This is a genomic window from Vibrio sp. B181a (genome assembly GCF_030248375.1).
Lineage (GTDB): Bacteria > Pseudomonadota > Gammaproteobacteria > Enterobacterales > Vibrionaceae > Vibrio > Vibrio campbellii.
The window spans coordinates 25,994-48,959 of the sequence record NZ_JAHGAD010000070.1 but is presented as its reverse complement, the minus strand read 5'-3'; the positions used below and the strand labels follow the sequence as shown (position 1 = coordinate 48,959).

The window sequence follows — 22,966 nt, the reverse complement described above, 5'->3', positions numbered from 1 at the left end:
CGAGCTCAATGGCTCGCTTTTTTGTTGGATTCGTTTTGCTTATTCAGCGGTGGTCTTCTTTTCCATAAAACCCAGTTTCTTACCGATCCACGCTAGGAGAATCATTGAAACCAGAATAGCGAAGAAGTTAGAGCCTGCTTCTGGGTATTGCGCTTTAATAAACGCAGAGTGACCAAATGCACCTACGAAGAAACACGCCAGACCAACAAGTGGGATATCTTCTGATACTGGGTTGTTAAGGTATTCTTGGTACAGCGCCTGTACAGCTAGCACGAGTGCAATCAGAGGGAAGATTGAAAAAGACACTTCGCTCATGGTCAACCATGACAACAAAGCATCACCACACATACCTGCAACCAGTGCCAAAATCAGCGTTTTCTTTTCAGATTTATTTCCATTCGACATTATTCTATCCCGCCTTTTAATCGGTTACGTTCACGTTCTTTGCGATACCAATAGGCCCCTTTGGCTATCATTCGCAATTGCATGATCAATCGCTCGGCGAGTTCATCGCGCTCGCGTCGATCTAAATCTAAAGCTTCCGCACCAGAGCTAAACACCAAAGTAACCGACGCCTCTGCTTGAGTGAACGCCTCTTCTTTGGTCATACCGGTGCTCATTAAGTACTCAGTTAATTCTGCCGCAAAATGCTGAATTTCTCGAGCGACGGCAGTACGAAATTCAGAGGAAGTGCCGGAGCGCTCACGCAACAATAAGCGGAAAACGTTAGGACTACTTTCAATGAATTCCATGAAGGTTTCAACTGAAGTTCGAATCACACTGCCTTCTTTGACAATACGCTGACGCGCTTGACGCATCAGTTGTCGCAACAACAAACCACCTTCATCAACCATGGTTAAGCCCAGCTCGTCCATGTCTTTGAAGTGACGGTAAAAAGAAGTCGGTGCAATTCCTGCCTCTCGGGCAACCTCACGCAAGCTGAGATTGGAAAAGCTGCGATCCGCACTGAGTTGATTAAATGCCGCATCGATCAACGATCGACGTGTTTTTTCTTTTTGCTGCGCGCGGATTCCCATCGATTTCATTCTTTAACTTGCTCTTTTTCTATTGGGTACGAGAGCTTCAATATAACGCATATCGCACCCACGTATAAAGCGACGTTATCTGCCGATAAGCGGCGAGCACGTTACTATTGCCATGCACCCAATTGCAATTGTCTCGCTTCAAATAGTAGACATACAGCATACCAATTAGTTCTTTTGGGCGATTCTGCGTGATCACTTCCACTCTCTAGCAGGCATTACGTGTTCCCAATAGAGTAAATGAGTTAAAATCCCGCTACAGCAATGTTAAGCAAATATAACAAGGAAGACATCATGGCGCATGCTAATCACTATGACGTGATCGTAATTGGTAGTGGCCCGGGCGGTGAAGGGGCGGCAATGGGATTGACCAAAGCCGGACTGAATGTTGCCATCGTAGAAAAGGAAAGCAGTGTTGGTGGCGGTTGTACGCACTGGGGAACCATACCATCCAAGGCATTGCGTCATGCGGTTAGTCGTATCATCGAATTCAATAGCAACCCATTATTCTGCCGTAATAACACCAGCCTTCATGCAACATTTTCTGACATTTTAGGTCATGCGAAATCGGTCATTGATAAGCAAACTCGACTTCGTCAGGGTTTTTATGACCGCAATTCATGCACACTGTTGTTCGGTACTGCGCGCTTTATCGATAACTACTCCATCGCCGTCATGCAAAGTGACGGTACGGAAGAAGTGTACTCAGCGGATAAATTTGTTATCGCGACAGGCTCTCGTCCATACCAACCGAATGATGTCGACTTCTTGCATGAACGCATCTACGATAGTGACTCTATCTTGAGCCTGAAACACGACCCTCGCCACATCATCATTTACGGTGCGGGCGTGATTGGTTGTGAATACGCATCTATTTTCCGCGGTTTAGGCGTGAAGACCGACTTGATCAACACTCGCGACCGTCTGCTCTCTTTCTTAGATAACGAAGTCTCGGATGCATTGTCTTACCACTTCTGGAATAGCGGTGTGGTAATTCGTAACGATGAAACGTTCGAGAAAATCGAAGGCACTGAAGATGGTGTTATCGTGCATCTTCAATCTGGCAAGAAGATGAAAGCCGATTGCCTACTGTATGCGAACGGTCGAACGGGTAACACAGACAAACTCAACTTACCTGCGGTTGGACTTGAAGGTGATTCACGCGGACAGCTCAAAGTAGATGGTAACTACCGTACAGAAGTGGAGCACATTTACGCCGTCGGTGATGTGATTGGTTACCCTAGCCTAGCGAGTGCAGCGTATGACCAAGGTCGTTTCGTGGCACAAGCCATCACCAAAGGACAAGCTGACGGCAATCTGATTGATGACATCCCAACGGGTATCTACACCATTCCAGAAATCAGCTCAGTGGGTAAAACCGAGCAAGAACTGACTGCGGCGAAAGTGCCTTATGAAGTGGGACGCTCTTCGTTTAAGCACTTAGCTCGTGCGCAGATTGCAGGGAAAGACATCGGCAGCTTGAAAATCCTCTTCCATCGCGAAACCAAAGAGATTCTTGGTATTCACTGCTTTGGTGAGCGCGCCGCGGAAATCATCCACATCGGCCAGGCCATCATGGAGCAAAAAGGTGAAGCCAATACGATTGAATACTTCGTCAATACCACCTTTAACTATCCGACGATGGCAGAAGCGTATCGCGTAGCGGCACTGAACGGTTTGAACCGATTATTCTAATTCAATTGGGTTGCCATGATCCAAAAGCAAAAACAGCAGGTTTCGACCTGCTGTTTTTTTATGTGTAACTAGGCAAGAAAGCTTCCCTTGCGCCACTGATAGAAGAAGATAGCGCCAAGTCCAATCCCTCGCATTGCCATGAAACTGGTCATCGCAAACCACAGCGCATGGTTTTGCCAACCAGAGAACAAAAAGAAAATCGCGAAGAAACAGCAAGTCGCTACGAACATACTGTTTCGCATGTCTTTACCTTTAGTGGCACCAACAAATATGCCATCAAACAGGAAACACCACATCGATGCTAATGGCATGACCACCAACCAAGGCAGATACACCAAAGCTTGCTGCTGCACCGCGTCAATCGAAGTGATCATGGCGATCAACTGCGATCCCGCCAAACCAAATACTGCAGTCAAACCTAAGCAGATGATCAGACTCCAGAAGAAAGTACCAATCAACGAAGCACTGAGCTGCGCTCGGTCTTTGGCACCAATCGCTTTGCCAACCATGGCCTCCATGGCATAGGCAAATCCGTCCATGCCATAGGAAATCATCATCAAGAAACTCATCAATACCGCATTAGCCGCAACCACATCATCACCAAAGCTCGCACCTTGGAAAGTCATAAAGCTAAACGTAGCTTGTAAACATAGCGAGCGTAAGAAGATATCGCGATTGAGTTTTACGAACCGCCCTAACCCATGTTGAGTATCGGTTAGCAGGCTCTTAGGTGATGGCAACTGACGCGATCGCCATGTTTTCCACACACACATCAAGCCAAACGCCATGCCTGAGTAATCAGCTATTACCGATGCCAGCGCTGCGCCTTCGACTTTCCAACCTAAGCCAATAACAAACAGTAAATCGAGCGCAATATTGGTCACGTTGGTGATGATCACCATCCACATTGGGGCTTTGGAGTTTTGCGTTCCAAGCAGCCAGCCCAATAACACAAAGTTCATCAGCGCAGCAGGCGCACTCCACACTCGGATAGAAAAATATTGCATGCCGTAGTGCTTCACTTCAGCACTGGCATCACTCCAACCAAATATCAGATCCGCTATCGGGTTATGGGCAATAAGAAAGACTAACGCAAACAACAATGCCATCAGTGAGCCTTGCATAAACACTAAAGCGAGTTGTTTTCGATCTTCACCACCGTAGGACTGTGCTGCTAACCCAGTGGTCGACATACGTAAAAAGCCAAGCAACCAAAACGTCACGCTGATCATGGTGCTGCCCAACGCAACACCACCCAGATACCAAGCGTGTTCAAGGTGACCGATCACCGCAGCGTCAACCAAGCCCAAGAGTGGAACAGTAATATTCGACAGCACCATAGGGATAGCGAGCGCTAACACTTGGCGATGCACTTGAGGATTCGATAAAGGAGAGAAGATAGAGTTTGTCACAGGCACCTCGTTGTTTAGATCAGCGAGTGTACCTGAGTACTAAGGGTCTGTTGACCTTTAGAGCTTATTTTTGCAGCTGTTTGTGGGTTCTCACTATTCAATCAAAAAAAGAAAAAAGTTTGAAATGCAGCCACTCACTACAGGAAGGCCACAAAGCTGCCCAAGGGTTCGGCTAAAAGCGCTTTACTCTTTGTTGATAGGTCATTGCTTAGAGTGACTAAGCGGCTAACCTATCGTCGCGATTAAAACGCTTTTATCTCGAACAAAATTTAACCGCAAAAGGTAAACAGACCCTCGTGCCTAGCCAATTACCACTTGATGTGAACGAGAACTGGCGTGAGACGATGCTTCAACATTGGGATCTTATTCAGCCAGCGCTGCCATGCTTTCCAGCGTGAGCAAAATCGGTCGAATGGCGAGAAGGCTTTGACCCATTGCGCCCATGGCAGCCAATGCAGTACTTGTTGTGCTGGTGCTTCAAAACCATGTGCATACGTATCTGAGCCGAGCTTCTGACCCCATTTACTTTCGGTTAAGTCACCTGCTAGTACCATGCACACTTCTGCCGATACAAAATGACGGCCCAGAGTTTGGATGAAAGTCGCAACGCGCGATTCATCACAATCGAGTAAAGCCATCTCACACAGAATCAATACTGGTGCTTTTTCAGGAATGCGCAGTTCATCTAACCAATTCATGTCTTCTACGCTGCCACAACGATGCTCGTAGCGTTCGTTTTTATGAAACAATCGCTGACGCCAAACTAGATTCTCGGTGACATCCAGTTCAATCCAGTGACAACGACCATTGTCCAAACGGTAGAAGCGCGTATCTAAGCCCGCACCAACGTTAATGATCCAAGCGTCTGAGTGTTGTTGAAGAAAGTGGCTGACCTGCTGATCGCACAGCTGAGTTAAGGTCACGTGCAGCAACTGCTTCTGATCGACGTCGCCACTGATGCAATCTGGTGCCATCTTGCAGCTCAAGCACGCTTTTGCAGCGATCGGATCGTACACCAAGCCGTTATCGACCAAGCTTTCGCGGCTGCGCAAAAACAACGGTTTCAACAGATGATTAGGTACGTGATGTTGAGGCTTGGACATGGGCATTTCCTTGCGCCGAAAAGAAAATGGTTAAATGGAATTAGATGATAATAAATCTCAATATCACTTGCAAGTTTTAATGCAACAACCAAACGCTCTGAATCAGGCCGAGCGTAACTATGCTCGGAAGAAAAGAAATATGCTTTGAAGACAATAAAAATGGAATAGAAAGTGCAGAAAACACAAAGCCCAGCAGAACGCTGGGCTTTATTAGAATGCTTGAGGTAAAAACCTACATCCAGTCGGTGTTACGGATGATGCCAACCGCCAGACCTTCAATCGTCAGATGTTGCGACGTTAGGTCAACTTGGATTGGTGAAAACTCTTCGTTCTCTGCATGCAGCAGAACCGTAGAACCTTTGCGCTCTAGACGCTTCACCGTCACATCATCATCAACACGTGCAACTACAACTTGACCGTCGCGCACATCTTGAGTTTTGTGCACAGCCAGCAAGTCGCCGTCCATAATACCGATGTCTTTCATACTTTCGCCGTTTACGCGAAGTAGGAAGTCTGCTTTTGGTTTGAACATAGCAGGATCCACTTGGTAGTGAGATTCCACATGCTCTTGAGCCAGAATAGGCTCACCAGCAGCAACTTGACCAATCAAAGGCAGACCTTGATCGTCGTTTGCCGCATCTTCGAGTAGGATTCGGATCCCGCGAGATGCGCCTGGAATAATTTCAATCGCTTGTTTACGAGCAAGCGCTTTTAGGTGTTCTTCTGCGGCATTCGCAGAGCGGAAGCCAAGCTCACGCGCAATCTCTGCACGAGTTGGTGGCATTCCGGTGTCTTCGATTTTGCTTTTAATCAAATCGAAGACTTGTTGTTGGCGTGGCGTTAACGGCTTCATATGTCACCTGTCTTTTTATACAGTTAACTGTGAGTATATCCAGTAAATGGACAAATGAAAACCCAATTGGTTGTTTTTTAATTTATTTACGTCAGTTTCAGATCCCATCCACAAACCTCAAGTAAGCATGCGTTTTAAACACGCAATAAGCAATTCGTCTAATGAAAGCAACAACCTAGGGGTTCGACTAATTTCCGCTCAATAAAATTAAAAGGTTTGACCAGTTTCTGGTATCCTTGCAGCGCTTAAATTTTATCGCCTAGGCTTATTTCTATAGCCGTATCTATTACCTTCTCTTTAGAAGAAGGCAAAGCGGACACTGAAATAAGGTTAGGCTTGTTTGAATACCTATTGAGGCTGTGAACTTTATGTCTTCTGGACAATCATTTTCACGTTCATTACTAAAACTACCTTTATCGGTAATGGTAAAGGGCACCACAATCCCATCGAATCCGATTGATGATCTCAACATCGACCTCACTAAACCGATTGTGTATGCCTTGCCGTTCCGTTCGAACGTGGATTTGCTGACACTGCAAAAACAAGCTTTGAGTCTTGGTCTGCCTGACCCGCTCAGTCCATTGGAAATCAATGGAAAGACATTAACTCGTTACGTGTTTATCGCGTCTCGTCCAACCGTGATGAGCAATGATAACGATGTACCAAGCGAGTCTGTTTCTCTGTTTACAGAGTTACTAGAACTGCACAAACTCGACAGCGAGCTAGACGTGCAAATGATCCCAGCAACTGTGCTTTGGGGTCGTAAACCAGGTAAAGAAGAAAACCATAAGCCGTACCTGCAACCAATGAATGGTCCGCAAAAAGCAAAAGCGGTCATGGCAGCTGGTCGTGACTGTTTGATGCGTTTTAGCCCAGTGGTTTCGCTGCGTTACATGGCAGACTCTCACGGTACCGACAGCGCTATCGCACACAAGCTAGCGCGCGTTGCACGTATCCACTTCTCTCGCCAGAAGCTTGCGGCATCCGGTCCAAACCTGCCTCAACGCCAAGTGCTGTTTGCACGCTTAATGAAATCGCCAGCGATTGAAAAAGCAATTGAAGACGAAGCACAAAGCAAAAACATTTCTATCGAGAAAGCACGCAAAGAAGCCCATGACATCATGGACGAGATTGCAGCAGACTTCTCGTATGGCTTGGTGAAAAACGGCGATCGTATTCTTGGCTGGTTGTGGACGAAGCTGTACCAAGGTCTGCACATCAACAACGCTTCGACCGTTCGTCGCCTAGCGCAAGATGGTCATGAGATCGTGTATGTGCCATGTCACCGCAGTCACATGGACTACCTATTGCTTTCTTACGTTCTGTACCATGAAGGTATGGTGCCACCGCACATTGCTGCGGGTATTAACCTGAACTTCTTCCCGGCGGGTCCAATCTTCCGTCGTGGTGGTGCGTTCTTTATTCGTCGTAGCTTTAAAGGCAACAAGCTGTACTCAACTATTTTCCGTGAGTACCTATCAGAGCTGTTTGCTAAAGGTTACTCGGTTGAGTACTTCAGTGAAGGTGGTCGTTCACGTACTGGTCGTCTGCTTCAAGCAAAAACCGGTATGTTGGCAATGACAATTCAAGCCATGCTACGCGGTCTAAACCGTCCAGTAACGTTAGTGCCTGTTTACATCGGTTACGAGCACGTAATGGAAGTGGGTACTTACGCCAAAGAGCTTCGTGGCTCACGCAAAGAGAAAGAAAACGCAGGTCTTGTACTGCGTACTCTGCGTAAGCTGCGCAATTTTGGTCTTGGTTACGTGAACTTCGGTGAGCCAATTCAGCTAAACCAATACCTGAACGAACATGCGCCAGAATGGACGAAAGACATCGATCGCATGGGAGGCAGCAAACCGCAATGGATGAACCCTGTGGTGAACGGTCTGGCAAACAAGATGATGACGCACATTAACGACGCGGCAGCGACTAACGCGCTAACTCTATGTGCGACCGCGCTATTGGCCTCTCGTCAGCGCGCATTATCTCGTGACTCTTTGATCAACCAGATTGAGTGCTACCTGAAGCTACTTAAGAACAACCCATACTCAAACACTTCAACGGTTCCAACAGAAACGGCTGAAGAGTTGGTGGATCACGCTATTTCACTTGATAAGTTTGTGATTGAAACCGACACCATGGGTGACATTATTTCGCTGGATCGTAGCCAGTCGATTCTGATGACTTACTACCGCAACAACATCATTCACTTGTTCGCTCTACCATCATTGATTGCTCAGATGATTATTCGTCAGCGCAACGTGACCGTAGAGAAGATTCAAGAGAACGTCGCTCAAATTTATCCATTCCTGAAAAAAGAGCTGTTCCTAAGCTATAAGGAAGAAGAGTTGAACGAGCTGGTCGTGAAGATTTTGAACGAGTTCATTGAGCAGAAGATGGTTTGCCAAGATGGTGACAAACTGGAAATCAACCAGTCAAACAACCAATCACTGGTTCTGTTAGGTCGTACTATCACAGAAACACTGCAACGCTACTCTATCGCGATGAACCTACTGGTGGCAGACCAAGAGCTTGGTAAATCTGACCTTGAGCAGAAGAGCCAAGATATTGCACAGCGTTTGGGCCGTCTGCACGGCATCAACGCACCAGAGTTCTTCGATAAAGGTGTATTTACTGCAATGTTCAATACGCTGAAAGAGCAACAATACCTAGATAGCGACGGTAACTGTGATCTTGAGAAGACACAGCAATTTGCCAAACTACTGTTTGCTCTGCTTTACCCAGAAGTGAAGTTGACCATCGAAGAGAGTATCCACCAGCTGCAAGCATAGTTCGCTTAAGCTCGATACCCACTCGACAAAAACACAAAAGGCATCCAATCGGATGCCTTTTTTCTATCTGAATGTTTGTACTATGCCGTTACCAGAAAGCGATAACCAGGCCGACCGCAATAACCATTCCCACATAGTTATTGTTAAGGAAGGCTCTGAAGCACAAGTCGCGATCTCGATGGCGAATCAAATGTTGCTGGTACACGAACAATGAAGCAGCCACCAGAATCGTCCAGTAGTAGCTTTGGCCAAGTTCATAGTGCTGACCAAGCAACACCAACATCGCCAAGGTAATCAACTGTAGAACGCCAATCACCAGTTTGTCGTGGCGACCAAACAAGATAGCCGTTGATTTGATGCCAATTTTTAAATCATCATCGCGGTCGACCATTGCGTATTGAGTGTCGTAGGCAATAGTCCACAAAGCATTAATCGCAAACACAAACCACACAATCAAAGGCAATTCGCCTGTTTGCGCTGCCCACGCCATCGGAATCGCCCAACTAAAAGCCAAACCTAAAAACAGCTGCGGCAAATGGGTGTAACGCTTCATAAATGGATAAATAAAAGCCAAAAAGATGCCAGCGAAGGAGAGTTTGATCGTCAGCGGGTTCATGGTCAGCACTAATAAGAAAGAGCTGATACCCAAAACCAAAAACAGACCAATCGCTTCTTTCGAGGTTACTTTACCCGACGGTAGAGGGCGCTGTTTGGTGCGTTTCACATGCCCATCAACTTTACGGTCGGCAAAGTCGTTAATCACACAACCGGCGCTACGCATTAGGAACACGCCTAACACAAACACGATGAGTACATTCCAACTTGGTATGCCTTGGGCGGCAATCACAAGTGCCCAAACCGTCGGCCACAATAACAAGAGTGAGCCAATTGGGCGATCCATTCGCATCAGTTGCCAATATGCTTTGGCTTTGTCTGCGGACATTTACACCTTCTCCTTAGCGTAAACTGGTGAATTTGGTAAGAATAACTCAGCAACCAGCATGGGTTTGTGATTCATCCACAGTCTTGAGCGTCGCGCTAAAAAGCGGCCCTGTGGCAAATTAACCCATCCCATTTGCAGAGCATCGCGTTCAACGTTATCGGCGCTGAACACAGTTAAACCCAGCGGGATATCTCCTTGCTGAGCTAAGTCATATTGTTGATCGACCAAGGTTGAACGAGGAATGAGCGTGCGGCCAATGACCCAATCCGTATTGTCGCCACATAAAATCACCTCTCTCAGTAGGCAATCTTGCTCAGACAATAGCTGGCTCTCATCCTGTTTTAACGTCTTGGCTGTGACGATCTGATTGTGCAGCAATTCCACTGTTAAGCGTTGGCAATGCTGACCTAAACGACGTGACAAAGAGCCCTGTTCTTCAAGCCAATGCTTGGCGAATTCGCTAGGGAATTCAAAATCTTCGGGGTTTTGCCACTCTACTTCCAATAAAGAAGTAAGATAGAGTGATGTCGGCTGATTCATACTAGTATTCAATTGGAGGCTTTATGCGTACAATAAAGCAACAACTTACCGTCTTATTGAAACCGTAAGTTCCGTTATTTGTTTTAGACGGTCTATTGTATCAAGACTGAAGCGATTCGAATATCGCGATCCAGAGAAAGAAAAGTTAGAAATATGTACAAACGTTATGTAGCCCAAATTATTTTCGCGCTAAGTCTGCTTATTTCAGCACCAAGTTGGGCTGAATCAGAAGAAGCTGCACCTAAGTTAGCCTACTTCACGCTAGAACCCGATTTGACCACAAACTTCTACACCAAAGGCAACAAACTGGGTTATGTGCAAGTACGTATCGACATCATGGTCATGAGCCAACAAGACCTTGCGGTTGTAGAACATCATCAACCACTGATCCGCGATGCGGTGATTGAGCTTCTCGGCAAGCAAACAGAAGATACGATTAAGTCTTTGTCTGGCCGTGAAGATCTGCGCAAAACTCTGGTGAAAGAGCTCAACGAGACTTTGCTGCCAGAGACTGGCAAAACCATCATTGCGGATTTGCTGTTTACCAAGTACCTTTACCAGTAGTGTGAACAGCTAAATCTGACGAGCTCCCCCTAAGGCGAGAGAAAGACAGATAAACAAAAGACCGCAGATTGGCGGTCTTTTTTGTTGGTATCCGTGAGTCATCCACTTATGAAGCTTGTTGGTATTTCTGTTTACCAGAATCAAACAGCGCAATCGCCATACCTGAAAGCAAGCCCACCAAGTGCGCCGTGTTGGCAATCGCCATAAATGGCTGAACAAAACCAAGCACTAGCCACACTAACATAAAGCCAATGATAGGTTTCGGTAGGGTCAAACCAAGATGTGGGCAACGGTAACCAAGGATCCACAAGTAACCAAGCAAGGCATAAACCACACCAGATAAACCACCAAAGTTCGCACCTTCCACATAGAACTGACCTGCACCAGATAGCGCGGCAGAAATCAGGAAAATTTGCAGTAACTTGCCAGAGCTTAAACGTCGCTCGATATCACCACCCAATTGCCACCACCACAATAGGTTGAACACGATGTGGGTAACGGAGAAGTGCAGCAATGCATGGCTGAACCAGCGCCAAAGTTGCCACTGTTGCCCTTCGAAAGCTGGGAAATGCAGCAGAGCAAACACGCCATCACCAAAACCGAACATCTGCAAAAAGTAGATAACCGTACAAACAGCCATGATCAGCAAGGTCACTGGCCCAGCTTTGGCCTTCACCATGCCCATGATACTCGGGCTGGAGTAATGAAATTTGCTCTTACGCGAATCGGCAACGTCCCACGAGGCGGCGCTGTATTTCGAAGCAGATGGATTGGCCAAGAACTGTTTAAGCTCAGCTTCGACTTCAATTTCATGCTGCGCGTCCGTCAGCCAAAGAGCAAATTGCCCCTCGCCTTCCGGCATCATTTGAATATCAATGTGGCGTGATGCCATGTAATCAATAAAAGCTTGCGCCATACGTGGATTATTTAACGTTACCAATCTCTTCATTAACTTCTCACTATCGGTAGTTCTGCTCGCTGCCAGGCTTCAAAGCCGCCATCCACACTGTACACCTGTTCGAAGCCTTGGTTAACCAAATATTGTGCCGCACCTTGGCTACTGATGCCGTGATAGCACATCACTAGGATTGGTTGTTCGAATTCCACATCGTTCATGAAAGAAACGATAGAATCGTTGGTCAAATGGAAAGCGGATTCTGCATGCGCGACAGCAAAAGATTGAGGATCACGAATATCTACAAGCTTGGCTTCACTCTGCTCGAGCAATGCTTGAGCACCCTGTACATCGATGTGTTGAAACTGGTCCATTTACTTTCTCTAAGTCGTTTGTCGTTATTGACGCCATTGTAACCTATCCAAAGCCAAACTTAGACACAGAGATAGTCAGGGCATTGAACGCTGTACATATTCGCACCATTTGTGGATAAATCTGTGGATTGCGTTGATAAAGTGTATTTGGATCCTTTGATCCACAATATGTAGTGATGATCTTGATCTAACTGTGTGTATATTCACAACTATCCCCAAGAGTAAAACTGCCTCAAAGCCTTATTTTGTCCGGCTTTCGAACAGTTGATGAATAATTACTTCACAGAGTTATACACAGGTAGCACAGATAAATTAGATCGCAAACGCTATCGATTTTCGATCGAAAATAAAAAAGCCGAGATCACATGATCTCGGCGTTCTATGAAAATCTTACTTTAGATTAGAAGCGAAAGTTAGAACTCACCAACAGCAAGTTTCAGTTTCTTCATTGCATTCTTTTCTAGTTGACGAATACGCTCAGCAGAAACACCAAACTCATCAGCTAAGTCTTGCAGTGTCGCTTTGTCGTCGTCTAACCAACGAGAGCGAACAATACGCTGGCTGCGCTCATCTAGACTTGCTAGCGCATGGCCAAGACGGTTATTGGTGTGCGTTTCCCAGTTTGCCGCTTCAATGTTATCCGCTACATCAGACGATTTGTCTTCTAGGTAAAACATTGGGGCGGTGTACGAGTTTGAATTGTCGTCATCGTCCATTGGCATATCGAACGTAGAGTCCACTGCCGCTAAACGTGATTCCATCTCACGTACTTCTGAAGGCTCAACACCTAACTCACGAGCAACGGTTTCTACTTCACCGTTGTTGAACCAGCCTAGACGCTTCTTCGACTTACGTAGGTTGAAGAACAACTTACGTTGCGCTTTGGTGGTCGCAATCTTAACGATGCGCCAGTTACGCAGTACGTATTCATGGATCTCAGCTTTGATCCAGTGAACAGCGAAAGACACCAAACGTACACCCACTTCAGGGTTGAAACGCTTAACCGCTTTCATTAGACCGATGTTGCCCTCTTGTACTAGGTCTGCCATTGGCAAGCCGTAGCCTGAGTAGCCACGAGCAACGTGAACAACGAATCGTAGGTGTGACAAGATCAGGCCTTTCGCCGCATCTATCTCACCTTTGTAGTGTAATCGTTCTGCCAGCCCACGCTCTTCTTCTGGTGTCAGCATTGGGTAGCTGTTTACAGAACGGATATAGCTATCAAGGCTATCTTGCGTGACTAGAGCCATCGGATACGCTTCTTTTGTCATTCAATTCCTCATCAATCTCTGATCTGGAGCATTACATTGCAATTTAGCTTGGCCATCTTGAACTCAAAATGAACAAGTTTCAAGAAGGGCGAGTAATTATCCATAAACAAATTGTCTAAACAAGAGGTAAAAATTAGCTTGTGCTAATAAATTCCAACTATAAGACCTTTATCACCTAAACTGGTTCAATTTCTTTCAGGTGACGCTGCGCGGATACTCGTGCGGCGATACAGCCCAGTAAACTACCAGTGATAATTAATAGCAGAGATTCATCCCAACTCAGGCCAATCAAACGGAATTGGCTATCGTAAAGCGAGGCTAGCTGCTCCACAGCATTGTTCATCACAACTGTGATTAACGCCGTAACCAGCCATGCGATGCACGCTCCCAACACACCAAACCACATGCCAGTGTAAAGGTAAGGACGCAGAATGAAGCTATCGGTCGCACCAATCAGCTTCATGGTTTGAATCTCTTCTTTGTTCGCCAGCACATTAAAGCGCAATGTATTGCCGACGATTAAAAATACAGCACCTAACATCAGTATTGTCAGGGTGATGACAATAATGCCAGCAAGGGTTTTGATGGCATCAAGGCGTGCTAGCCAGTCTTCATCAAGCCTCACGTCGGTCACATCTTTTTGCTCACGAACTTGCTTGGCAATCGACTGAATGTCGCTCTTCACCTCAGAATCAGGTGTAATTACCAATACACCTGGTAGTGCGTAACCACTCAACAAGCTCAACGCTTGGTCAAAGCCGGCGTATTGGCTTAAATCAGATAGACCTTGTTGCGGCGAAATATATTCCACCTCTTTTACTAAAGGCCAAGTCTCAATTTGGTCTTTTAACACCATCACGCGAGCATCGGGCATGCCTTCTACTAAGTAAGCACTAACTTGCGACGGTGATGCGACATCTTGCGCAGCACTCGCCACGTTCTTCCCCAGCAAGTACAAGCATGCCGGCATAGCTAATGCCACCGAAATCACGGCTAGGGTTAGAATGTTACCGAGAGGACGACGCCATAACGCGCCGAAAGAAGATTTTGCTTGTTTTGCATGGACAGAGAAAAAACCATCGGTATTTGCACGCTTGGCACTGCGACCTTTCCCTTTTTTCTGGGTGCGCTTGTTACCTACCATAGTCTTCTACCTCACTTAGGAAGCCTTGGTTCAATTCAAAATGGCGATATTGTGGGCGAGTGTTCACTAACCCGATATCGTGCGTCGCAAGCAGGATCGTTACGCCAGCACGGTTAAATTCTTCAAACAGTCGTAACACACGGTTAGACAGTTCAGGATCTAGGTTACCAGTCGGCTCATCCGCCACCAGTAAGGTTGGTCGGTTTACGACAGCGCGCGCAATACCAACACGTTGCTGTTCACCACCCGAAAGTTGGCTTGGCAAACAACGGGCTTTATCTAGCAAGCCCGTTTTATCCAACGCCGCAGAAACACGGCGTTTGATTTCGTTTTCAGAAATCGATTCGATGCGCATCGGCAGTGCAACGTTATCGAATACACTGCGATCCATTAAGAGACGGTGATCTTGAAAAACAATCCCGATGTTGCGGCGCAAAAACGGAATGTCTTTGTTTGAGATACGAGTAATGTCATGACCATTGAAGTGGATTTTGCCATCCGTTGGTCGCTCTATCGCGCATATCAGTTTCAACAAGGTACTTTTACCTGCCCCGGAATGCCCGCCTAAAAACGCCATTTCTCCGCGTCGAAGGTGAAAGTCGACTTTCTGTAAGGCTTGTCGACCACCTCGGTAAGCTTTGCTCACTTGCTGAAATTTGATCACCGTTGATTTCCTCTAACTCTTGTTACTCTTCACGACTAAACAGAGCGTCAATGAACTCTTGAGTTTCAAATGGACGCAAGTCTTCGATGCCTTCGCCTACACCAATGTAGCGAATTGGAATTTCGAACTGATCAGCGATAGCGAAGATCACGCCACCTTTCGCTGTACCATCCAGCTTAGTCAATGTAATCCCGGTTAGAGGGGCAACATCACTGAAAAGTTTCGCTTGGCTAATCGCATTTTGGCCTGTGCCTGCATCTAGCGTTAGCATGATCTCGTGTGGCGCAGAGTCATCAATTTTCTTCATCACACGTACAATCTTACGTAGCTCTTCCATTAGGTTGGCTTTGTTTTGTAGACGACCCGCCGTATCGGCAATCACAACATCGACGCCACGCGCTTTTGCCGCTTCAATCGCATCATAGATAACCGAGGCACTGTCTGCGCCAGTGTGCTGAGCAATCACAGGAACGTTGTTACGCTCGCCCCACACTTGTAGCTGCTCAACCGCTGCCGCACGGAAAGTATCGCCCGCAGCAAGCATGACTTTCTTACCTTGGTTTTGGAATTGCTTAGCCAGCTTACCGATTGTGGTGGTTTTACCCACACCGTTCACGCCGACCATCAAGATAACATAAGGGGTTTTGCTGCTGTCGATTTCGAGAGGCTGTTCTACTTTCGCAAGAATTTCTGCCATCTCTTCTTTCAGCAGACCGTAAAGTGCTTCGCCATCTTTAAGATCGCCACGAGAGGCTTTTTCAGTCAGGTTGTTGATGATTTTTGTTGTGGTTTCCATGCCCACATCAGCGATCAACAGTTGTTCTTCTAGCTCTTCGAAAAGGTCATCGTCGATCTTCTTACCGCTGAACAAACCAAAGAAACCCGCACCGATGTTCGCCTTGGTTCGGCTTAGGCTGCGTTTAAGGCGAGCAAAGAAGCTCTCAGTTGGCTTTTCTTGTTCTTGAACTCGAGGCGCAACGGCTACTTGTGGCTCTTCTGCTTCTGCTTCTGCTTCTGCTTCTGCTTCTGCTTCTGCTTCTGCTGGGGCAGCCTCGGCTTTCTCCGGCTCAGCTTCAACTGTTGCTTTTTCTTCTGCTTGCTCGGCAACGTCTTCTGTGAGTTGTTGCTCGGCGGCAGGAGCTTCCGCTGCTTCTTCTTTTACTGACTCTTCAGTTGTCGGTTTTTGGCTTTGCTCTTCATCACCAAAACCTAGCCACGAAAGTAATCCGCGCTTCTTTTTTTCCGTCATCTGGGGCTATCCTAGATTGTCTTCTTATCTATTAATGACTCTTTTCTGACAAGAATATTAACTTTACAGAAAAGGCGAATGACAAAGTTGTGAAAACTTTCCAATTAGGTGAATCTAATCTTATTAGTGTTACACTCTGTCATCTTGAATATTCTGGGCTGTATCCAAGCTCAAAGCTTGGGCGATTGGGTATAGTATCACTTTATTAGCGGTCAAAAAATCTATGGTAAGACGTCGCCAGCAAAACTCATCACAAAAAAAGCCAACAACAGGCTTTGTACGCATTATTAGTGGTTTATGGAGAGGCAGAAAGCTCCCTGTTCATGATGCAGAAGGCCTACGCCCAACCACGGATCGCGTAAAAGAAACCCTGTTTAACTGGTTAGCTCAAGATGTGCCGCAGGCGAAGTGTCTCGACTTGTTCGCCGGCTCAGGAGGTTTAGGCTTTGAATCCGCTTCGCGCCAAGCCGATCAAGTGACGATGATTGAACTAAACCCACAAGCATTTCAGCAACTGCAAAAGAATGTCGCGTCTTTGAATGCCAACAACATTCAAGTCGTGAACACCGATGCGATCAGCTTTTTACAGCAACCGGGTACGCCTCACCACGTAGTATTCATCGATCCGCCGTTTCGCAAAGGATTATTGGATGAAACCGTGACCTTGCTGGAGCAAAACGGCTGGCTTGCTGAAGATGCGATGATTTATATTGAAACTGAAAAAGAGCTGAACATTGCTGGGCTACCAGAAAACTGGCACCTGCACCGCGAGAAAACCGCAGGTCAAGTGAGTTACCGCTTGTACGAACGCTCACCAGCTTAAAGCCTCAATTTAAAAGGATAGTTAAATGAAAGCATTATTGATACTGGCTAAAGCGGCCATCGCCTTTGTCTGGTTCGTATTGATCCTCAACTTCTTTATGCCATTCCCGGGCAAAGCAGCGATTGCGTTGTACATCATGACCGCTTTCTTGTTCATCATGCACGGTTTGCAAATGGCGATCTTCATCGGCGCGTTTGGTGACAAGATTAAGATGAGCGCATGGGAAAAGTACTCAATTTTGATTTTTGGTATTTTCGCTCTGCTCGATATTCGTCGTAAGCACATGATGTAACTGACAGATAAACGAAAGCCGCTCACGAGAGCGGCTTTTTTGTATCATTCGATAGGCAAAGACTTAACCCATGTAGCTCTTCACACCATCTAGGAACATCTGGGTAGAAATCATTACCAACAGCAACCCCATCAAACGCTCAATCGCTTTCAGGCCGCGCTCTCCCAAAATGCGGTGGAAGAAACTGTAAAACATCAAAATGAAGAAAGTGGCGCCCCAAGCAATCAACACCGCGGCAGACAGCTCCATAATCTTGTCTGGATGCTGAGAAGAGAGCAAAAGCAGCGCAGCAATCACCGAAGGCCCGGCAATCATAGGGATGGCCATCGGCACAATAAATGGCTCTTCACCTGCGGCTAACCCGGTAATACTGCCAGCACTTGGGAAAATCATCTTAATCGCGATGATAAACAGAATGATACCGCCAGAAATACTCAAGGTCTCAGGTTGAACATGAAGGAAGCTCATGATGCTCTGCCCTGCGAATAAGAACAGCATCAGAATCATCAAGGCAAATACTAGCTCACGGATCAGTACTTTTCGGCGACGCTTCGCATCTAAGTGTTTGAGAATGGACAACACAATCGGCAAGTTGCCGAGCGGATCCATAATAAGAAACAGCATGGTCGCTGCAGAAAGAATGTCCATGTTCTGACCTCGACGGAAAAGTTGGCGGCCAGTATAGCAAAGTGATTGAGTGAAGATATGACTGAAGGCGAAATGAGTTTATCGCCTTCATAAATAATCAGTTAGCCGCAATTTAGTGATTGCAAACACGCGCCATATTTACGACAAACTGACCTTCCAGTTCGCGTACTTTTTCGCGCTTTAGCAAAAACTCTAGCAATGCATCTAAGTCTAGATCATTCAGCTTACAGGTATGAAAGCGTGCCTCAGAACCAAAATGAGCCGCAAGCTCATCACGATTCATTGGGGTTTCACGAAGTAGGTTCAGTAAGCTATGAGCATGAATTTCAGTCATCATCGACTCCAGTCATCAAATTGAATTCATCCAGTTTACTTAAAACCTGACCGCTTACTTTGACCTGAGTTAGTAAATGATAGAGGCAACAATTAATGCATGAGCCAAAAAGTAACTGCCGCTCACCCAAACATAGGCGCGTTTCATCGGCTTACGGTAACCATGTATCGCATAGGCCAAGGCGGAGTAAATCATCACGACAGTTCCGCTAAACCCAAGCGCATTGGCAAAATTAGGCACTTGTAACCACACTTCCCCTGCAGCCCACGCCAACTGGACCAGCATAATCCCCATGATAACGACCGGGAAGACCATCGAGTCCAATTGCGGCAATAAGAGGAAGAACGCCACAATACTCGCGGCTAGCAGCAGAGCTAATAGCCACCACACAATGTCACCATTGAGCTGAACCCAGAACGATTTGCTATAGCAGATTTGTGCTAGTAGATAACCAGCAAAATAGAGAGGTTTACGAGACTTAAAAGAATGGAGCGTATCAGCAAACATCGATACCACTAGACCACCAACGATCCAATAGGTGTGAGGCGCCGAGGAACCCTCAGTCAGTGCTAAAATCAGCAATAAGAGCAGAGTAAAGATTTTAAATGTCAGAGACTGCGTTGGATTGGACTGTTTTGCCCCCAACACGGAATACATCCCCGATAGCCCTATCGCTAACCAACTCCACATGCCGATACACCTTTCACGTAATCTCGCCGCTAGTCTAGGTAGACCAATCTTGATGTAAAGGCATAATCCATGAAAGTTGGATCTTGATAGCGAATCGCAACATTTTGTAGACGTAACTTAGTCAATTGCTGCTTAGGTTTTTTCTAACAACCATTGAGCTCAGCTATCTCACTCTCGATGTTATCGACAATCTCATCAAAAGCCCCAACCATTATAAATTGAAAAACAATCCGTCAATTTGTTCGACATACAACCACCATGGGCAAATTATCAACACAAAAACCGAATCTACATCCTCAGACCTCTAAAACAGCTAAAACAGGCACCTCATGACAATACAAATGTCTGCTAAGCCAGCGATAAGATAGAGTAAAAATTCAAACAACCAGACATAAGTAACTGATATAGCTAAACATACTGACAAAAAAGCACAAAAACATAAACTTAGATAACTTAGCTAAAATCTAAACCCTTTTGAGACCGAGATTTTCTCATCAGATAGGAAAAGGCGAACTAAATAGACGTCCATCTACGTCAGCCTCATTAGCACAAAACCAACTTTTCTCAACTTTTGAGAAATTCAGCAAAAATAGCCCACCAACCACAACACTTAAACAAGAAACACTATTCCAGCATAAAATTACTCATATTTAACACATCAAAATCAACAACTTAAAACAAAAAAGAAGAGAAAAACGACAAGTCGAACACTTAAAGAACAGCACAAAAAACACAGTTTTATTAGTCAATTTAGGGTTAAAACGCCCAAGTTAAGTTCGAGTTTTGAAAACTTTTCCTCTTTGAAGTTGATCAAAGCTCAAAAACAGTGCTATATTATTTACATCGAGTTCATCAATGATTTTAGGGGTAGTGTTATGATTTCTTCTTCTCAAAAACAAGGGCTGGTAATGATTGCAGTGGTTGTTGGTTTAATGACACTGCCGATGATGTACTAAGTTACTGTTTAAAATAAAAAAGGGACGCTTTCGCGTCCCTTTTTTATTATTCAAATTGTGTGCTCTACAAATGCTTAACCAGAATGTCCCAATGCATGTAGTAGAAGCCAAGTGCAGCAAGCGTAATCAAGGCCATTAACAAAATCGCTGCTCGCCAAATAAAGCGTGAACTCCTCGGCGTCAGTTCCTTTTCGCAGGCATCACATGCCGCCAAGAAACCTTTTCGATCGTCCAACTTGTAATCCTCTTCGTGAACAACCTTATTCCGCACAGTTGCGATAAATCGCAGTTTAGCAACAACATCATGCGGCAAGCGCTCTTCACAACTGGTGATCAGTTGATGTAACCCTTTCCCTTCTGCGTGGTATTGCGTTCGCAGAAGTTTTTCGATCGTTCGGGTACGCATGACTACTTTCTCAATATCTGACATCGTAACCCTCCTTACTTGATCCTTCCTTCGTCCGTTGTTTCATTCTTCTATAAATTTAGAACTTTTTCGAGCCAAAAGGTGCAAATTTCCTTTTAAATTGTGCTCTTGAACGCATATAAAATGTGAAGTGCGCCGAATAAAATCTAAGACACTTTTACTAGATCACGAATAATTTATCTCAACTCATAGTTTAATCAGGGAGTTCTGTAAAATAGGCGCCAATGAAACATTGGAGGTTATCATGCCAATCTCACTTATTTTGGCTCTGTTCGCTCTGATTGCGCTTGGCGCATGGGCATTTTTCCGCTTCTACAGCAAACATTACTTTGGTGAGGATGCACCTGAGCAGAGTGCTCAAGTGACCATCTTGGACAAACAAGCGATAGAAGTACCGGATGCCGAGCCTGGCCAAGACGATCAAGAATATTGGATTTATGTACAACGCGGCTCAATTGGGCCAAAGCGCGAATTTCAAATCGGTGTGCACTATTACCACGCGCTGAACCCAGGTGATAAAGGCACATTGACCTACCGTGGCGATAAGTTTCTGCACTTCGCCCTAAACCGCTAATTTACGGCAACAACCAGCGAGTCTTGGCGGACTTAGAGAACAGATAGCTCATCGCCAAGGCTCCAGCACCACTCACTACAATCCACACCGGAATCACCCATGCTGGATGACCTTGATACCAACCGAACGCTTTCATCGGCCACAAGAAAATTGGGTGAAGAAGATAAATACCCAAACTGTGCTGGCTAATAAAACTCACCACTTTCTGTGCTTTGGGCGCTAGGCCTTCTCCAAAGTAACGACACAACATAAAAATCATCGACGCGGCGAGAATCACGTTCAATGTTTTGTATGAGAACCAACGCCCTACTGTGTACTTGTCCGCTTCCAAACTGTTGCTCACCACCATAGTAAAGGTCACAGCCAGAGCCACCAGCCCTAATGCCGTAAACCCCGTAACGACTGAACGATTAAGTGGGACTTTCTGAAACAATACATAACCGAGTGGTAAATACCCCATATAAAGCCAGTATTGATTGCTCCACGGTCCATCAATTTTGAATAAGAATAAAGTGCTGGTGATTAACCAAACCGCCAAGTACGCATAGAGGACACTGTCGTCACAATTACGGACTACCCATTGAAACAACGGAATCACAAAATAGAGCGGAATAAAGTAATAGAAGAATCCAAGATGGTAGTAAGTTGCATGATGCGGACTGTTGCTCACCACTTCTTCAACGGTGGAAAAATCAAAGCCTTGTGCCGTCCAGCCTGACAAATACGCATAAAACATCGACCAAACCAAAAAAGGCACCAACACTTTACCTAAACGCCGTTTGACGTAGTACTTGGCATCAAAAGGACGTGTATCACTGAGCATCAAAGCTCCCGTGATCAAAATGAATACCGGCACCGCCCAACGGGTCACACTGTTCACACCGACCGCCGTTGCCCATTGGTCAAATGGAATCACGCCCAACTCATTACGATATGGCGCTAACACGTGAATAGCGATCACTGCCACTGCAGCAACACAACGTAATAAGTCGAAAAACAGAACCCTTTCTCTCATACCCTTTCCTAATTTGCGTAACTTCACGTCTATAGCATAGGGCAATTTTCATCCGGTTAAATAGTTAACAATCTGTTTTTGCTTATTTTTAACTCAACGATGACGCACCAATATCATTGATTTGCAAAATGGTTGATGACAAATCCTATTGTACAAATGGGATCACTAGCCCTAAGCTTTCTCGGATATGAAACAGATCTAACCGTTTCATTCCTTTAGGATGCTGGACAGATTATTAAGAGAGGTCTTTATGAAGAAAACATTATTAGCGTCACTGGTTTGTGTAGTGGCTTTAGCTGGATGTAATCAAAAGGAAGAGGCCGTGGCACCAACACAATCGCAACCGGAAGCGAACCCTATCTGTAGCGCTGAAAACCTTGCTGGCGGCTGGTCACAAGGTGAAGTCACACCTGAAGCTCAGCAAGCACTCGACTTTGTACTTGGTCAGATGAATACCGCGGCTAAGCTAAAAGAGATCTTAAGCGTACGCACTCAAGTAGTGAATGGCCTTAACTACGCGATTGAATTCGAAATGGACAATGGTGAAGTTTGGAACACCATCGTTTACCGCTCACTGAAAGGTGATATGGAAATGACGCAGCCAGCACAACAAGGCCGCATTTGCCCATAGGCAAGACTTGCTGATTTGCGATACTGAATCG

General features: G+C 45.8%; 25 protein-coding genes. 7 read left to right on the top strand and 18 right to left on the bottom strand.

Annotated features, from left to right (window positions below):
- Positions 1-39 precede the first annotated feature (39 nt).
- A complete protein-coding gene (locus KIO97_RS22495; RefSeq protein WP_005430908.1) occupies positions 40-405 on the bottom strand; it encodes a YijD family membrane protein in 366 nt (121 codons plus the stop codon).
- Complete coding sequence (gene fabR, locus KIO97_RS22490) at positions 405-1,046, bottom strand: HTH-type transcriptional repressor FabR (protein WP_005430912.1); 642 nt, start codon at positions 1,044-1,046, stop codon at positions 405-407. The genes KIO97_RS22495 and fabR overlap by 1 nt, the downstream gene beginning before the upstream one ends.
- Positions 1,047-1,307: 261 nt before the next feature.
- Here fabR and sthA point away from each other — a divergent pair, with 261 nt between their 5' ends.
- Positions 1,308-2,738, top strand: a complete 1,431-nt coding sequence (sthA, locus tag KIO97_RS22485) for a Si-specific NAD(P)(+) transhydrogenase (RefSeq protein ID WP_012126563.1) — start codon at positions 1,308-1,310, stop codon at positions 2,736-2,738.
- A gap of 68 nt (positions 2,739-2,806) precedes the next feature.
- Here the strand turns inward: sthA and dinF are convergent, their stop codons facing one another.
- The 3 genes from dinF to lexA all read right to left on the bottom strand — a co-directional run bounded on the left by dinF (position 2,807) and on the right by lexA (position 6,106).
- The gene (gene dinF, locus KIO97_RS22480) at positions 2,807-4,150 is read right to left on the bottom strand and encodes an MATE family efflux transporter DinF (RefSeq protein ID WP_285383988.1); all 1,344 of its coding nucleotides are present in this window, start codon (positions 4,148-4,150) and stop codon (positions 2,807-2,809) included.
- Positions 4,151-4,458: 308 nt separating this feature from the next.
- Complete coding sequence (locus KIO97_RS22475; protein WP_009695929.1) at positions 4,459-5,253, bottom strand: class I SAM-dependent methyltransferase; 795 nt, start codon at positions 5,251-5,253, stop codon at positions 4,459-4,461.
- Between the two features lie 232 nt (positions 5,254-5,485).
- Positions 5,486-6,106, bottom strand: coding sequence for a transcriptional repressor LexA (lexA, locus tag KIO97_RS22470; RefSeq protein WP_005438488.1), 621 nt, complete (start codon positions 6,104-6,106; stop codon positions 5,486-5,488).
- Between the two features lie 368 nt (positions 6,107-6,474).
- On the opposite strand from lexA, the gene plsB reads away from it, so the two are divergent.
- Positions 6,475-8,901: a glycerol-3-phosphate 1-O-acyltransferase PlsB gene (gene plsB, locus KIO97_RS22465; RefSeq protein WP_285383987.1), complete on the top strand. Its 2,427-nt coding sequence runs from the start codon at positions 6,475-6,477 to the stop codon at positions 8,899-8,901.
- 88 nt (positions 8,902-8,989) lie between these two features.
- On the opposite strand, the gene ubiA is transcribed toward plsB, so the two are convergent.
- Both ubiA and KIO97_RS22455 read right to left on the bottom strand, forming a co-directional pair.
- The gene (ubiA, locus tag KIO97_RS22460; RefSeq protein ID WP_005438493.1) at positions 8,990-9,844 is read right to left on the bottom strand and encodes a 4-hydroxybenzoate octaprenyltransferase; all 855 of its coding nucleotides are present in this window, start codon (positions 9,842-9,844) and stop codon (positions 8,990-8,992) included.
- Positions 9,845-10,384, bottom strand: coding sequence for a chorismate lyase (locus tag KIO97_RS22455; protein ID WP_285383986.1), 540 nt, complete (start codon positions 10,382-10,384; stop codon positions 9,845-9,847). It abuts the gene before it with no gap.
- Positions 10,385-10,537: 153 nt separating this feature from the next.
- Here KIO97_RS22455 and KIO97_RS22450 point away from each other — a divergent pair, with 153 nt between their 5' ends.
- Positions 10,538-10,948 carry a flagellar basal body-associated protein FliL gene (locus tag KIO97_RS22450; RefSeq protein WP_005438495.1) on the top strand — a complete coding sequence of 137 codons (411 nt, stop codon included), beginning with the start codon at positions 10,538-10,540 and terminating at the stop codon, positions 10,946-10,948.
- A gap of 106 nt (positions 10,949-11,054) precedes the next feature.
- Here the strand turns inward: KIO97_RS22450 and glpG are convergent, their stop codons facing one another.
- The 6 genes from glpG to ftsY form a co-directional block, all read right to left on the bottom strand.
- Positions 11,055-11,897 carry a rhomboid family intramembrane serine protease GlpG gene (gene glpG / locus KIO97_RS22445; protein ID WP_045421300.1) on the bottom strand — a complete coding sequence of 281 codons (843 nt, stop codon included), beginning with the start codon at positions 11,895-11,897 and terminating at the stop codon, positions 11,055-11,057.
- Positions 11,897-12,217 carry a thiosulfate sulfurtransferase GlpE gene (glpE, locus tag KIO97_RS22440; protein WP_010650540.1) on the bottom strand — a complete coding sequence of 107 codons (321 nt, stop codon included), beginning with the start codon at positions 12,215-12,217 and terminating at the stop codon, positions 11,897-11,899. Before glpE ends, glpG begins: the two co-directional genes overlap by 1 nt.
- Before the next feature lie 413 nt (positions 12,218-12,630).
- On the bottom strand, positions 12,631-13,488 hold the full coding sequence (gene rpoH, locus KIO97_RS22435; protein WP_005535656.1) for an RNA polymerase sigma factor RpoH: 858 nt from the start codon (positions 13,486-13,488) through the stop codon (positions 12,631-12,633).
- A 175-nt stretch (positions 13,489-13,663) separates the two neighbouring features.
- Entirely contained in the window at positions 13,664-14,632 is a 969-nt protein-coding gene (gene ftsX / locus KIO97_RS22430) for a permease-like cell division protein FtsX (RefSeq protein ID WP_045381874.1), read from the bottom strand.
- Positions 14,622-15,296 (bottom strand): cell division ATP-binding protein FtsE, encoded by a 675-nt coding sequence (gene ftsE, locus KIO97_RS22425; RefSeq protein ID WP_005535654.1) that lies wholly within the window; start codon positions 15,294-15,296, stop codon positions 14,622-14,624. Before ftsE ends, ftsX begins: the two co-directional genes overlap by 11 nt.
- Positions 15,297-15,318: 22 nt before the next feature.
- Positions 15,319-16,545: a signal recognition particle-docking protein FtsY gene (gene ftsY / locus KIO97_RS22420; RefSeq protein WP_285383985.1), complete on the bottom strand. Its 1,227-nt coding sequence runs from the start codon at positions 16,543-16,545 to the stop codon at positions 15,319-15,321.
- A gap of 223 nt (positions 16,546-16,768) precedes the next feature.
- Here ftsY and rsmD point away from each other — a divergent pair, with 223 nt between their 5' ends.
- Together rsmD and KIO97_RS22410 are read left to right on the top strand one after the other, a co-directional pair.
- On the top strand, positions 16,769-17,368 hold the full coding sequence (gene rsmD, locus KIO97_RS22415; RefSeq protein WP_005430362.1) for a 16S rRNA (guanine(966)-N(2))-methyltransferase RsmD: 600 nt from the start codon (positions 16,769-16,771) through the stop codon (positions 17,366-17,368).
- A 25-nt stretch (positions 17,369-17,393) separates the two neighbouring features.
- Positions 17,394-17,660: a DUF1145 domain-containing protein gene (locus KIO97_RS22410; protein ID WP_005438504.1), complete on the top strand. Its 267-nt coding sequence runs from the start codon at positions 17,394-17,396 to the stop codon at positions 17,658-17,660.
- Positions 17,661-17,723: 63 nt separating this feature from the next.
- Here the strand turns inward: KIO97_RS22410 and KIO97_RS22405 are convergent, their stop codons facing one another.
- From KIO97_RS22405 to KIO97_RS22390, 4 genes are all read right to left on the bottom strand, one after another.
- Entirely contained in the window at positions 17,724-18,308 is a 585-nt protein-coding gene (locus tag KIO97_RS22405; protein WP_005430358.1) for a YhgN family NAAT transporter, read from the bottom strand.
- A gap of 112 nt (positions 18,309-18,420) precedes the next feature.
- Positions 18,421-18,642, bottom strand: a complete 222-nt coding sequence (locus KIO97_RS22400) for a YecH family metal-binding protein (protein ID WP_038890528.1) — start codon at positions 18,640-18,642, stop codon at positions 18,421-18,423.
- Positions 18,643-18,711: 69 nt separating this feature from the next.
- On the bottom strand, positions 18,712-19,332 hold the full coding sequence (locus KIO97_RS22395) for a lysoplasmalogenase (protein ID WP_005430337.1): 621 nt from the start codon (positions 19,330-19,332) through the stop codon (positions 18,712-18,714).
- A 1,020-nt stretch (positions 19,333-20,352) separates the two neighbouring features.
- Positions 20,353-20,718 (bottom strand): hypothetical protein, encoded by a 366-nt coding sequence (locus KIO97_RS22390; protein WP_005430355.1) that lies wholly within the window; start codon positions 20,716-20,718, stop codon positions 20,353-20,355.
- A gap of 241 nt (positions 20,719-20,959) precedes the next feature.
- On the opposite strand from KIO97_RS22390, the gene KIO97_RS22385 reads away from it, so the two are divergent.
- Positions 20,960-21,289 carry a DUF2500 domain-containing protein gene (locus tag KIO97_RS22385; RefSeq protein WP_005430363.1) on the top strand — a complete coding sequence of 110 codons (330 nt, stop codon included), beginning with the start codon at positions 20,960-20,962 and terminating at the stop codon, positions 21,287-21,289.
- Position 21,290: 1 nt separating this feature from the next.
- Here KIO97_RS22385 and KIO97_RS22380 read toward each other — a convergent pair whose 3' ends face one another.
- Positions 21,291-22,304: an acyltransferase gene (locus tag KIO97_RS22380; protein ID WP_077262087.1), complete on the bottom strand. Its 1,014-nt coding sequence runs from the start codon at positions 22,302-22,304 to the stop codon at positions 21,291-21,293.
- Between the two features lie 250 nt (positions 22,305-22,554).
- Between KIO97_RS22380 and KIO97_RS22375 the strand changes: the two genes are divergently transcribed.
- A complete protein-coding gene (locus KIO97_RS22375; RefSeq protein ID WP_038890530.1) occupies positions 22,555-22,935 on the top strand; it encodes a cystatin domain-containing protein in 381 nt (126 codons plus the stop codon).
- Positions 22,936-22,966: the final 31 nt, after the last annotated feature.

Coding starts and splice junctions, on each gene's coding strand:
- ubiA (WP_005438493.1), bottom strand. CDS start 9,844: ATGTCCGCAGACAAAGCCAAAGCATATTGGCAACTGATGCGAATGGAT.
- plsB (WP_285383987.1), top strand. CDS start 6,475: ATGTCTTCTGGACAATCATTTTCACGTTCATTACTAAAACTACCTTTA.
- KIO97_RS22405 (WP_005430358.1), bottom strand. CDS start 18,308: ATGGACATTCTTTCTGCAGCGACCATGCTGTTTCTTATTATGGATCCG.
- KIO97_RS22380 (WP_077262087.1), bottom strand. CDS start 22,304: ATGAGAGAAAGGGTTCTGTTTTTCGACTTATTACGTTGTGTTGCTGCA.
- KIO97_RS22375 (WP_038890530.1), top strand. CDS start 22,555: ATGAAGAAAACATTATTAGCGTCACTGGTTTGTGTAGTGGCTTTAGCT.
- ftsY (WP_285383985.1), bottom strand. CDS start 16,545: ATGACGGAAAAAAAGAAGCGCGGATTACTTTCGTGGCTAGGTTTTGGT.
- lexA (WP_005438488.1), bottom strand. CDS start 6,106: ATGAAGCCGTTAACGCCACGCCAACAACAAGTCTTCGATTTGATTAAA.
- rsmD (WP_005430362.1), top strand. CDS start 16,769: ATGGTAAGACGTCGCCAGCAAAACTCATCACAAAAAAAGCCAACAACA.
- glpE (WP_010650540.1), bottom strand. CDS start 12,217: ATGGACCAGTTTCAACACATCGATGTACAGGGTGCTCAAGCATTGCTC.
- KIO97_RS22410 (WP_005438504.1), top strand. CDS start 17,394: ATGAAAGCATTATTGATACTGGCTAAAGCGGCCATCGCCTTTGTCTGG.
- glpG (WP_045421300.1), bottom strand. CDS start 11,897: ATGAAGAGATTGGTAACGTTAAATAATCCACGTATGGCGCAAGCTTTT.
- KIO97_RS22495 (WP_005430908.1), bottom strand. CDS start 405: ATGTCGAATGGAAATAAATCTGAAAAGAAAACGCTGATTTTGGCACTG.
- KIO97_RS22450 (WP_005438495.1), top strand. CDS start 10,538: ATGTACAAACGTTATGTAGCCCAAATTATTTTCGCGCTAAGTCTGCTT.
- rpoH (WP_005535656.1), bottom strand. CDS start 13,488: ATGACAAAAGAAGCGTATCCGATGGCTCTAGTCACGCAAGATAGCCTT.
- ftsX (WP_045381874.1), bottom strand. CDS start 14,632: ATGGTAGGTAACAAGCGCACCCAGAAAAAAGGGAAAGGTCGCAGTGCC.
- fabR (WP_005430912.1), bottom strand. CDS start 1,046: ATGAAATCGATGGGAATCCGCGCGCAGCAAAAAGAAAAAACACGTCGA.
- KIO97_RS22455 (WP_285383986.1), bottom strand. CDS start 10,384: ATGAATCAGCCGACATCACTCTATCTTACTTCTTTATTGGAAGTAGAG.
- KIO97_RS22385 (WP_005430363.1), top strand. CDS start 20,960: ATGCCAATCTCACTTATTTTGGCTCTGTTCGCTCTGATTGCGCTTGGC.
- sthA (WP_012126563.1), top strand. CDS start 1,308: ATGTTAAGCAAATATAACAAGGAAGACATCATGGCGCATGCTAATCAC.
- KIO97_RS22395 (WP_005430337.1), bottom strand. CDS start 19,332: ATGTGGAGTTGGTTAGCGATAGGGCTATCGGGGATGTATTCCGTGTTG.
- KIO97_RS22475 (WP_009695929.1), bottom strand. CDS start 5,253: ATGTCCAAGCCTCAACATCACGTACCTAATCATCTGTTGAAACCGTTG.
- KIO97_RS22400 (WP_038890528.1), bottom strand. CDS start 18,642: ATGACTGAAATTCATGCTCATAGCTTACTGAACCTACTTCGTGAAACC.
- KIO97_RS22390 (WP_005430355.1), bottom strand. CDS start 20,718: ATGTCAGATATTGAGAAAGTAGTCATGCGTACCCGAACGATCGAAAAA.